Below are 11,252 nucleotides of genomic sequence, written 5' to 3'. Positions count from 1 at the left end.
CCGCAGGACGATGACGTCGAACTGGCGCGGCGGCAGGCTGGACATCGCCTTGAACAAGCCGATGTCGCTGCGCAGCAGGGCGAGCTTCCTTCGGAACCCCTCAAGGGCTTGCGATATGACGACCCGGCGCAGGATCGCCCAGGCCTGCTGCTGGAGGTTGCTCTCCTCGAGCAGGGCGCTCCAGTGGTTGAGGATCTCCAGGAAGGCCCGGTGGACGGCCTCTTCGGCGGCGTCGTTGGCGCCGAGGTAGAACAGGGCGTAGTCGTGGAACGCCTCCTGGGTGGCCACGTAGAGAGCCTCGAACTCCAGTGGCAGAGGCAGTACCGCGTCGGCGTCGGCGACTTGGCCGCCGTCCTCCGCGCGTACGTCTTCGTTCATGGGTCCTCTTCGCTGAGGGGTGGGAGCGAAGGGCGGGGACAACGTTGTTGCCCCCGCCCGGTGGTGAGGACCACTCAATCGGCGAAAGGCGCCGAACACGCATGCTCCAGACGTCGAAAATCACTCAGTGAACAGCCACGAACGCGTTCAGTGATCAACTAGTCGGTGCGCATAGGCCATGAACTGCCCTTTTATGCCGACCCCTGCGGGGCGCACGCTCGGCGCAATACGCCCCCTGTGGCGCACGTCACTGAATCCGCGTTGGCAGGTCCACGCCGGTGTGACACACGAACGGGTGACATCTACTCGAAACGCCCTCCGAAGCAAGCACCCGCCCGCCCCACCGGCAAGCTACTCACACGTCAACAACGGCCGAAACACACCACCTCATGCCGAACCCGGCACAGCCTGGCAGTCCCGCCCGGTGCCGGCCCGCGAGCGCGTGCGGGGCGCCCCACGCGTCGGGACGCCCCGGCACCGCGCGTCTCAGCAGAGACCCCGCACCGGGTCAGCGGGCCGCGGTGACGGTGACGGGAACGTTCGGGCAGGCGGTGAGTACGTCGGTGAGCGCGGCCTGCTCGCCGGTGTCGATGCTCAGGCCCCACCGCGTCTTGTCGGCCACCCAGTCGGTGACGTACTGGCAGCGGTACCCGGCCGCCGGCGGAAGCCAGGTGCTGGGATCCTGATCCGCCTTGGACCGGTTCGACGCAGCCGAGACCGCGATCAGCGCGCGGTCGTCGCCGAGGTCGTTGGCGTAGGCCTCGCGTTCCTTCGCCGTCCAGTCCGAAGCGCCGGAGTCCCACGCCTCGGCGAGCGGGACCAGGTGGTCGATGTCCAGGCCGCTGGGCCCGGCGATGTAGCGGTCGTCGTAGGGCGAGTACCACTCACCCCCGGTCAGCTTGCAGCCCGCACCCTGCTCGGGCGCGACAACCGCCTCGGCCTTCAGGACCTCTGAGCGAGTGTTGCAGCCGTCCCGGTCGGCATCGACCCAGTGCTTGAACTTGGTGCGCTCATACCCGGTGCGGTCCTCGGTCCGGACCGCCAGCTGGGCCAGAGCCTCACGTACGGGCAGGGTGACGGAGTCGCCCGGGGCTGCAAGGGCCGGGGCAGCAGGGGCGGCGTGTGCGGTCACGGGGACGAGGAGGGCAGCGAACACGGCAGCCGCGGCAGCGGTACGCAGGAATCGCACGAGCGGGAGTCCTCTCGAAGATCACGAACAGTGCGTGATCTTCGTAGCGACTCCCCCAGGCGACTCGCCCGGCAACCGCCAGCGGCTCCACCCGAACAGGCGGTAAGTCCGATGGTCGGCATGCCCGGCCCGCCGTTTCTCCGTTCTTGCGGGCGGTTGCCGGTGGCGCAGGCTCCCGTGCGGTTGTCCCACCCATCGCCAAGTGGGCTTAACGGCTCAGCCAGGGGCCGCACTTGGAGGTCGGTGGGTGAGTATGGTCGGGATGCCGTGTGGGTCGGACAGGAGTAAGTCGTGGAGCAGGGGCAGCCCTGGGAGGGCATCGCAGAAGCCGGCACCGTCGGCGGAGACCATGTCGATTTCCGTGGTGGCATCTTCCACGGCACCGTCATAGGCACGACCATGGCGAACCGACCGCCGGCTTCGTGGCCACACCAGGTGGGAACCATCCCTGCCTCGGCCGTCTGCTTCCAGGACCGCGCGGAAGTCGCCCGGCTCGCAGCAGCGCTCGCCGACGGCGGAGCCGCAGTCGTCACACAGCCTGCACCGGCGGGGGTGGTGGTGGGCCTGGGCGGGGTCGGCAAGACCCAGCTCGCCGCCCACTACGCTCGCACCGCCTGGCAGGCCGGCAACCTGGACGTGCTGGTGTGGATCACCGCGACCACCCCCCAGAGCATCATCACCGACTACACCCAGGCCGCCACCGAACTGCTCGGCACCGACCCCGCCGACCCCCAAGCCGCCACCGCATTCCTGGCCTGGCTCGAGCCCAAAGCCGGTCAGCGCCCCTGCCGCTGGCTGGCGGTCCTGGACGACGTGACCGACCCAGCGGACCTCAACGGCCTGTGGCCGCCGACCAGCCCCACCGGCCGGACCCTGGTCACCACCCGCCGCCAGGACGCCGCCCTGACCACCGGCCGCCACCGCATCCCCGTCGGCGTCTTCACCCCCGCCGAATCCCTCGCCTACCTCACCCGCGCCCTGCCCACTCACACCGAGTCAGACGGGCAGCTCGCCGGCCTCGCCCAAGATCTTGGACACCTGCCGCTGGCCCTGTCCCAGGCCGCCGCCTACCTCACCGACACGAGCATGCCCGTCACCGACTACCGGCAGATCCTCGCCGACCGCACCACCGCACTACGCGACGCCGCACCCCCGGCCCTCCCCGACGGGCAGGCCCTCGCGGTGGCCGCCACCTGGTCACTGTCCATCGAACACGCCGACCGCCTCCCACCCGTCGGACTGGCCCGCCCCCTGCTCCAGCTCGCCGCATCCCTGGACGCCCACGGCATCCCCGACACCGTCCTGACCAGCACCCCCGCCTGCACCTACCTCGACCGCCACCGCACCAGCCCAAACGCCCCCGTCCCCACACCGGCAAGTCCGGGCACCGGCACACCCGAGCAGGAAGTACCGGAGCGTGATGCCCGACTGGCCTTGAGCGTGCTGCGCCGGTTCAGCCTCATCGAGCGCACCCCCGACACACCCCACACCGCGGTCCGCGTCCACCAGCTCGTCCAGCGAGCCGTCCGCGACGCCCTTACGCCCGACCAGAATCAGCAGACGGCCCGTGCCGCCGCCGACGCCCTGCTGGCCGTCTGGCCCGATAGCGAACGCGACACCGCCCTCGCCCAAACCCTGCGTGCCAACGCCGCCGCTCTCACTGGCCACGCGGAAGACGTCCTGTACGAGTTCGACGGTGTCCATGGGGTGCTTGTCCGCGTCGGCTCTAGCCTGGGCAACACCGGCCAAGTCGTCGCCGCCGTCGAGCATTTCCAGCGCATCGCTGGTGTCGCCCGCGGCCGTCTGGGGCCGGCCCATCCCCATACCCTCGCTGTCCGGGGCGAACTCGTGCGCTGGCGGGGAGAGGCGGGGGATGCGGCCGGAGCCGCGGACGCCTCCGCCGAGCTGCTGGAGCACATGACGCGAGTGCTCGGCAATGAGCATCCCACTACCCTCTCCGCCCGTGGCAATCTCGCCCGCTTCCGAGGTGAGGCGGGGGATGCCGCCGGAGCCGCGGATTCCCTTGCCGAGCTCCTCGCCGACCAGGTGCGGGTACTGGGAGATGAGCACCCCTATACCCTCGCTGTCCGGGGCGAACTCGTGCGCTGGCGATGGAAGGCGGGGGATGCTGCCGGAGCAACGGCCGCATCCGCCAAGCTGCTGGAGCACATGGAGCGAGTGCTCGGCAATGAGCATCCCACTACCCTCTCCGCCCGTGGCAATCTCGCCTGCTTTCGAGGTGAGGCGGGGGATGCCGCCGGAGCAGCGGATGCCTTCGCCGACCTCCTCACCGACCAGGTGCGGGTACTGGGCGATGACCACCCCGACACTCTCACCACCCGGCATAATCTCGCCTGCTTTCGAGGTGAGGCGGGGGATGCCGCCGGAGCAGCGGATGCCTTCGCCGACCTCCTCGCCGACCGGGTGCGGGTACTGGGCTATGACCACCCCTCCACTCTCACCACCCGTGGCAACGTCGCCTGCTTTCGAGGTGAGGCGGGGGATGCCGCCGGAGCAGCGGATGCCTTCGCCGACCTCCTCGCCGACCGGGTGCGGGCACTGGGCGATGACCACCCAGACACCCTCGCCACCCGGCGCTATGTCGCCCGCTGGCGGGGAAGGGCGGGGGATGCTGCCGGAGCAGCGGCCGCCTACACCGAGCTGGTCGAGCACGTGGTGCGGGTGTTGGGCCCAGACCACCCCGACACTCTCACCGCCCGTGGCAATATCGCCTACTGGCGGGGGAAGGCGGGGGATGCTGCCGGAGCAGCGGCCGCCTTCGCCGACCTCCTCACCGACCGGGTGCGGGTACTGGGCGATGACCACCCTTCCACCCTCACCACCCGGCACAATCTCGCCTGGTGCCAGGGTGAGGCGGGGGATGCGGCCGGAGCAGCGGATGCCTTCGCCAAGCTCCTCGCCGACCGGGTGCGAGTACTGGGCTATGACCACCCCGACACCATCGCCACCCGGCCCCACGTCGCCTACTGGCGGGGGATGCAGCTGTTAATGAATCGACCGATGAATGAGCAAGATCAGTAAACGGCGGCGCGCGGCCGGAACCGCCACCGCCTACGCCGACCTCCTCGAAGACCGGATCCGCATACTGGGCCCCGACCACCCCGACACCCTCGCCACCCAGAACAACCTCGCTCACTGGCGGACAGCGGCTGAAAGCGACGGCACCGGAGCGGTCGGATAGCGACCGCCCGCGGCCGCAAGCCCGGCTGCCGAGCAGCCGCAGGTAGTGACACCGTTACGGTCCCGAAAGCAACGCCTGCCTGGACCGCAATGGCGCTTGGTGGAGCTGGGCCTGATCGTGGTCAACATCGCGGCTGCCGATAAGCAGACCGCCGGCGCCTTCCACACGGCGTTGGCGGCGGCGTGGGTGACAACCGCCACTGAGCGCACGAGCGGACCCGGGGGCTGCCCGGGGTCCGGCTGCGCTGCTTCCTTGACATGCACCAGACCCTCTGCCCCTTCGGGCCCGGCGGGCAGCTCTCCCTTGGTACGCCTCACGAGGCGTGGGCTGAGCGGCTTCCGGCCTGTGGGCCTGCCGTCCGGCTTTCTGTCCCCTGCCACCTCGTCGTTCCGTCAGCTGGTGACGATCCGGAGGTGATGCTTCAGTTCCTCGGCGATGTTTGCCGTGTCTGCGAGCGCCGGCATGCGCCAGTCCGTCTCGATTCCGCGCTCAACGGCGGGCTCGGAGCTGAAGCGGATCAGATCCGGTGCGGGGCACAGTGAGTCACGGAGCCAGGTGATGAAGAGGGCCGCTTCGTCGGCGGTGTTGTCCGTGAGGACGACCGTGTCCCTGCCTTCGTTGCTGGCGAATCCGGTGAACTCGGTCCCGTCGTCCGTCACGGCCCAGAAGGACAGGCGCAGCTGTCTGCCCTGTCGTGTTTCGTAGCGGACGTCGGTGAAGGTGGCGTCGAGTGCGGTGCCGAATGTGGGCAGGTCGAGGTTCCAGCCGGCGGGGTTCTTGGCTGGTGCGTAGAGCAGGTAGGTCGTTCGGTATTCGTCGATGTCCACAGCGCGAGGCGTCCTCGGTTGTCGGGGCTAGGGCACGTAGCGGGTGGTGCCCTTGACGTTCTGGGCCGCCATGAGTGTCTGCCAGTAGGCGGCGGCGTCGTTGTCGTTGGTGATGATCTCCAGGCCGCGGATCTGCTCGTGCTGCGTCATCGCCTGCCGGTAGTCGTCGAGCTCGTCCTCGTCTTTGCCGATGAGGATGTCTTTCTTACTCCACTTCTTTTTACCGTTTTTGTCGTATTTATCTTCTAGTAGGAACGTATCGGGAGTACGCCACGAGTTCTTCTTGCACTCGTCGTCGGTGTCCTTCACGTACTTGGCGTCGATCATGTATCCGTCGGCCGGCCGCATCCCGTCGGCCGCGATGGCGCCCTTACGGGCAGCGGCGGGCAGCGGTATGAGCCGCTCGGGATAGCCCGCGGTCCGCAGCTGATAGGCGTTGGCGGGATCGGCCGGATTGGTGCCCTGCCCACCGAACCCCATGGGGCGCAACGTGTTCACCCACGTCTCGAACTCCTGCCGCTCGCCGACGCTGAGCAACCGGGTGGTTCCCGGCTCCGGTGGAAGGGGGGCGCCGAAGGCGAGGTTGGGGTCAGGGTCGCGGTAGACAGCCGGTATGACGCCCGGTAGAGCGCCCCTGTACGACGCGAGCATCAGCGGGACCGGGACGGGCACGGGTTCGGGGAGCGGCAGCAGCGGCAGGCCGGGAAGTCCGGGGCGATCGCTGGAGCCGCCCGGGAGCTTGACGCGCTTCTGTGAGGCGTCGAGGGAGTGAGCCACGTCGCCGAGGCGGTGGATGTACGGATCGTCGAGGACGGCGTCGAGGAGGCCGCCGTCGTCACCGTTGCCGCCGAACATGGGCGAGTCCCACGGCATGTCCACGTGGAAGGGGTCCACCCGGTCTTCGGTGATCTGCCTGTTGGCCGCCTCGACGTGATCGGCGTACCGTTCGCATGCCTTGGCGAGCTGAGTGCAGGCGGCCACGAGATTGGCGACCAGCGGCTCGTGCGGATGAGCCTGCTCGGGCGGGGCGGCAAAGCCGACGAAGCCTTTGAAGTAGCTGCGGAACGTGTCGGCGGCCTCCCCGGTGTGGGCCTTGTCCGCGGTGTGCGCACAGACCTGCGCGTCCTCGACGAAGCGAGCGATCAGCTGCGCACCGCGCTGCCAGGTACCCGCCACATCCCGCAGCTTCTCCGGGGAGCCGCGGAATCGGTCACTCAGCCCTGCCGGCGCGTACTGCTCGTACCACGCAGTGTCGCCGACGACCTCCGGCAGCTCCTGCCCCAGCCCCAGAAAGCTTTCCGAGCAGTCCGCTGCGGGGTTGCCCATGCCGTAGGTCAGGTCCACCTGCTTGCCGAGAATCGCGGAGGCGATGCTGCTTTCCTGCGCCATGAGCTCCCGGCAGGTACGCATCAGCCCCTTGCCTGTCTCGCCCATCACGTAGGCACTGAAGCCGATCTGGTCGAGCGTCGTGGCCGCCGCAGGCTTGTAGACCTTCGCGAATGCGCTTCCCGCGTCGTCGTCACCTGCCATGCCGTGCTGCCGATCGAGTTCGTGGAAGAGGGCGATAGCGGTGTCCCGGGTGCCGACCATGACCTTGTCCACCATGGTCATGGACGCCTTGACCATGCCCTCCACGATCAGTTTCAGGTCCGGTGACAGCCCCACACGTTCCCCCCAGTGCTCAGTCGCCCTGCAGCAGGGCGATCGGATCTCCGTTCTATCGCATGAAGATCTTCAAAGCAGCGTCACGGTGAGCCAATGACGGCCCCCTTAGCGGCGTACTTGCTCCGGCCAGACGCGATGCGGGGCCGACGGCCGCCGCAGAGCGTATGGCCGGGCCCCGGGGCTGCCCCGGGCCCGGCTGCACTGTGCCACGACATCCGTCTGCGCCCCTGAGGCGCGGAACCGTACCGTCTGTGGTGCGACGAGCCCTACCGTCCCGCCGGCACCGGATGCCTCTGACCGACGGGAGTCTGGAGTACGGCGAACGTCAGTCGGTGCAGGTGTCGAGCATGGACGACAGGGCCGTCTCCTCCTGGTCGGTGGTGGTCAGCTTCCAGACGGACTTGATGTGGGTGTAGTCCTTGGCGTAGGTGCACCAGGAGGCGTGGTTGGTCGGCTTCCAGTCGGCGGGGCCGCTGTCGGACTTGGAGGTGTTGGAGGCTTCCGAGGCGATCAGCAGCTGGGGGTCTTTCAGGTCGTTGCCGAAGGCCTTGCGCTGGTCGGCGCTCCAGTCGTCGGCGCCGGAGCGCCAGGCTTCGGCGAGGGGGACCATGTGGTCGATGGTGGCCTTGGTTACGTCGGTGACGGTGGTGTCGTCGTAGACGGAGTACCAGGAGCCGGATGCGGGCTGGCAGCTGTCGGGCTTGTCCTGGACGTCTTTGCCGTCGCGGGCCAGCACTGTCTGGCGGGTGGTGCAGCCGCCTGGCTGGGTGGACCAGATGTCGAACTTGTCGCGTGAGTAGCCGTCCATCGGATGCGGGGCGGCGACGGTGAGAGCGGCCAGCTCCTGCCGGGCGGTCGTCGTGGACGGTGGTGCGGGCGGCTCGGCCAGGGCCGGGGCGGCACTGACACCGAGCAGCAGGAGGGCGGTTGCGGGCAGGCCGAAGACGGCGTGGCGCATGAAGTCTCCAAAGGGTGTGGGGGGTTGGAGATGCGCACACGAGACAACCGCAGCCGCGGCAGCCTTCGCTACGCGCGTGGACTACCTACGACAACTCCCCCACCCCGCCTTCACCACCACCTCACGCCCGCCCTCGAGCCCCTGTCCGGAGCAGACGCGGCACCTCCGCACAGGTCACTGCCAGGGCCCAGGACACGCAAAGGGGTGGGCTGCCCCGCTCGGAGGCAGCCCACCCTGGGGACGCCGGTGTCACCGGTCGGCGTCACCTACCGCCGGCTGAAGGAAGCTCAACCCCGGCGGTCGCCCCCGTGATGCCGGTCGTGGCCCCCGTGATGCCGGTCGTCGCCGCCGTGGCGGTGGTGGCCCCAGGACTCCTCGTCGACGAACCGGTCGCGGTCGTTGCGCAGGGTCGCGGTGTCGGAGCGGTTGTCCCACACGTAGTGGCGGCGGTCCTGGTACACGTCCGTCTTGGTGTCGCGGCCGTAGCCGGTGTGGACGCGGACGGTGGCGCGGCCGTCCAGGCGGTAGTGGTCGAAGGTGTAGATGTGGCCGTCCTCGTCCTCGAGGGTCCAGCCGTCCAGGTTCACCGCCCGCCGGGTGTCGTTGGTGATCTCCACCCACTCCTTGTTCAGGGAGCGGTTGGAGCGGTCGTCACGCCCCGGGGAGTCGTACTGCACGTCGCTGATGTACACCGCCGGGTGATGCGGTCGGCCCGGGTGGTGGTCGGCGGCCGACGCCGGCAGCGCCGCCGCTCCTACGACGGCGGCGGCCACGGCCGCGGCGGCGGTCAGACGACGGACGGAAGAAGAAACGGACACGAAGGTCCCCCTTCAGGTGCGCACACCCCGGCCGAGCTCACGGACGTTCCCCCGGTCCGGCCTGGTGCGTTGTGCTGGTGTGCAGCCGGCCGGCCGCACACCCACACCCTGCAACCCGCACCTTCACCACTGTGAGGAAAGCGCGAAGCCCGTTACTGTTTCAACATATTTCCATTACTCTCGCCTGCATCGTCCATTTATGGCGTTGATGCGCCAGCTTGACGGCCCGTCGGGTACCGGGCTCTTGGGAACACCGGCCCGCGGCAGCGGACCGCCAGCACACGCCACCCCGCCACTCTGGAAGTACTCACCCGAAAGTGAGTAACAGGGGCACCGTGATACCGACGGACCAGAGGGCGTGGCGCGCTCCCGTGTGCAGGGGACAGTGACACCGGCAGATCCGGGCGCATCCTTCGGCGGTCAACTTCCGAGGGCACCGCTTGCCCGCTGCGCTGCGGTGAGCGGTGCCCCGGCGTTAAGGCAGTCTCGGCCCGTTGAGATCAGTAGTTCGACCGGGGGCAGCCGATCACCGTTGTGCGGGCTCTTGGATGTGCTGCCGCGCGGCAGAGACGGTGAGAGTGGCCTGGTCCGGGTCGGGGGCTTGTTCTCGGGCGGCGGAGCGTGCAGGGAGGGTGTCGGAGATGTCCGGCGTGTTCTCGGCCGCTTCGAAGAGCGCGGTGATGCGGTCAGCGAAGTCCGGGCCGGGCAGGGGGATGTCGGAGTCAGGTTCGCGGAGCCACCCTGCAGTGACAGCTGTGGTGACGTAGGTCATGAGCTCGGTGACGGCGGCTGTCCGGGGGCGCACGGTGTGCTTGGCCAGGTGCCGCAGGACTCGGAGGAGGGTCGTGGTGGATGTGCTGGTAACGGTGTTGGCAGCGGGGTGCCACGCCGTGGTCGGCCGTCGCTTGTGATGCCCGTGGCAGGTGGACGGCTCGGGCGGTGGTTCCAGGTCGTCGGTCTGCTGGTGCCACCACTGGGCGGTGACCTGCTCGCCCTGGGCGAGGTGGTGGAGGTAGAGGCAGTAGGCGGCGGCGGGCTGGCCTGCGCCGGCGGCGAACTGCCACCACATGCGTGCACCGTCGTCGGTGTCGGTGAGTTGCAGGATGCAGGCGAGGGCCAGGGCACCGCGTGGCTGGGGCACTTGGTCGGTCAGGAAGTCAGCGAGAGTAGTGGGCGGGGTATGGGTGAGGACGGTCTCGCACAGGGCTTTGAGGTCCTCGGCGGCTTCCTTGGAGTCGGCGTCGGTGTTGTACGCGTAGGGGCGGGCCGGGCTGGAGGCGTCCGAGGAGCAGAGGGGGACGACGTCTTTGGGTACGGTGCGTTCCCTGACGAGGCAGGCCCTGGAGAGCAGGTCGTCGAAGCGTGTCATGGAGTTGTCCCTTCGTCGTTCTCGAGCGGATAGAGGGTGCTCTTCAGGAAGTGCTCGGCATGGCGCTGGCTGGAGCGCACCAGGGCCGGTGCGAGGCCCAGCAGCTCGGAAACGCGCTCGGTGGGCATGCGCCACAGGATGCGCAGTGCCATCACGTCGAACTGGTTGACGGGCAGCCGGCTCATCACCTGGAACAGTGCGATGGTCTCGGTGAGCTGGTGGGTTCGTGCTTCCTCATCGGTGAGATAGGTGAGCTCGACGGTGTCGAAGGCGGCCTGGCTGAAGCAGGGGCGGCCGTCGATGTGGGGGGTTCGGGACATGACGGTGCGGCGCAGCACCTCCCAGGCGAAGCGGCGGGTGTCGGCGCTGGCCAGGGCGTCGTTCCAGGACAGCCAGAGGATGTCGAAGGTGTCGGTGACGGCGGCTTCACACTGGCAGCCGTCGGGGATGAAGGCCTGGGCGTACAGGAGGTAGTCCTGCTCGACGTCTTCGCAGAATGCCCGGTGGTCGATCGGGGGTGCGGCGTGCGTGGTCGTCAGCGCGGTGGTGTTGTCGGTGGAGCGGTCGACCCAGTCGCGGCTCTTGTGGGCCTCGAGGGCGGCCTGCTTCCACAGCCGGTGCAGTGGGACGTAGGGCAGGCCGAGCAGGGTGGCGAGGCGGGAGACGATCTCCCAGCGGGGGTAGAGGTTGGCTCCACGGAGCAGTTCGGAAAGCTTTGACTTCGCCAGGGGCACCTCGACGCTGAGGTCGCCTAACAGGCCATTTCGTTTGGTGTGATCTTGCGGGATGCTGGCTGTATGGCGAGCGAGCTTGTCGAGCGGTTGGTGCCTGACAGTTTGTGGGAGC

The 11,252-nt window shown here is 68.8% G+C and carries 11 protein-coding genes; 3 read left to right on the top strand and 8 right to left on the bottom strand.

Going from position 1 to position 11,252, the window contains the following annotated elements; translation table 11 throughout:
- Together FHS34_RS41730 and FHS34_RS41725 are read right to left on the bottom strand one after the other, a co-directional pair.
- Positions 1–378 (bottom strand): RNA polymerase sigma factor (locus tag FHS34_RS41730; protein ID WP_184976152.1); only part of this gene is annotated, 378 nt, incomplete at its 3' end.
- A gap of 508 nt (positions 379–886) precedes the next feature.
- Positions 887–1,567, bottom strand: coding sequence for an HNH endonuclease family protein (locus FHS34_RS41725; protein ID WP_184976149.1), 681 nt, complete (start codon positions 1,565–1,567; stop codon positions 887–889).
- 291 nt (positions 1,568–1,858) lie between these two features.
- Between FHS34_RS41725 and FHS34_RS41720 the strand changes: the two genes are divergently transcribed.
- Genes FHS34_RS41720 through FHS34_RS42130 form a run of 3 tightly spaced genes read left to right on the top strand, consistent with a single transcriptional unit; the run spans position 1,859 to position 5,186 of the window.
- Positions 1,859–4,609, top strand: a complete 2,751-nt coding sequence (locus tag FHS34_RS41720; RefSeq protein ID WP_313149779.1) for a tetratricopeptide repeat protein — start codon at positions 1,859–1,861, stop codon at positions 4,607–4,609.
- A complete protein-coding gene (locus tag FHS34_RS41715) occupies positions 4,593–4,769 on the top strand; it encodes a hypothetical protein (RefSeq protein ID WP_184976145.1) in 177 nt (58 codons plus the stop codon). Before FHS34_RS41720 ends, FHS34_RS41715 begins: the two co-directional genes overlap by 17 nt.
- Before the next feature lie 45 nt (positions 4,770–4,814).
- Complete coding sequence (locus FHS34_RS42130) at positions 4,815–5,186, top strand: DUF6207 family protein (RefSeq protein ID WP_225817981.1); 372 nt, start codon at positions 4,815–4,817, stop codon at positions 5,184–5,186.
- Here the strand turns inward: FHS34_RS42130 and FHS34_RS43280 are convergent.
- The 6 genes from FHS34_RS43280 to FHS34_RS41685 all read right to left on the bottom strand — a co-directional run.
- A complete protein-coding gene (locus FHS34_RS43280; RefSeq protein WP_184976142.1) occupies positions 5,162–5,596 on the bottom strand; it encodes a hypothetical protein in 435 nt (144 codons plus the stop codon). The two genes, FHS34_RS42130 and FHS34_RS43280, sit on opposite strands and share 25 nt — an antisense overlap.
- 27 nt (positions 5,597–5,623) lie before the next feature.
- Positions 5,624–7,261, bottom strand: a complete 1,638-nt coding sequence (locus FHS34_RS41705; protein ID WP_184976139.1) for a restriction endonuclease fold toxin-2 domain-containing protein — start codon at positions 7,259–7,261, stop codon at positions 5,624–5,626.
- 325 nt (positions 7,262–7,586) lie between these two features.
- The gene (locus FHS34_RS41700) at positions 7,587–8,219 is read right to left on the bottom strand and encodes an HNH endonuclease family protein (protein WP_184976136.1); all 633 of its coding nucleotides are present in this window, start codon (positions 8,217–8,219) and stop codon (positions 7,587–7,589) included.
- 287 nt (positions 8,220–8,506) lie between these two features.
- Positions 8,507–9,037, bottom strand: coding sequence for a lamin tail domain-containing protein (locus FHS34_RS41695; RefSeq protein ID WP_184976133.1), 531 nt, complete (start codon positions 9,035–9,037; stop codon positions 8,507–8,509).
- A gap of 526 nt (positions 9,038–9,563) precedes the next feature.
- On the bottom strand, positions 9,564–10,406 hold the full coding sequence (locus tag FHS34_RS41690; protein ID WP_184976130.1) for a hypothetical protein: 843 nt from the start codon (positions 10,404–10,406) through the stop codon (positions 9,564–9,566).
- A partial coding sequence (locus tag FHS34_RS41685) for a sigma-70 RNA polymerase sigma factor region 4 domain-containing protein (protein WP_313149778.1) occupies positions 10,403–11,252 on the bottom strand: 850 nt, incomplete at its 5' end. The genes FHS34_RS41685 and FHS34_RS41690, both read right to left, overlap by 4 nt.

This window comes from Streptomyces echinatus (assembly GCF_014203595.1).
Lineage (GTDB): Bacteria > Actinomycetota > Actinomycetes > Streptomycetales > Streptomycetaceae > Streptomyces > Streptomyces echinatus.
The sequence above is the reverse complement of the archived record's forward strand: the minus strand, read 5'-3'. Positions and strand labels throughout refer to the sequence as shown.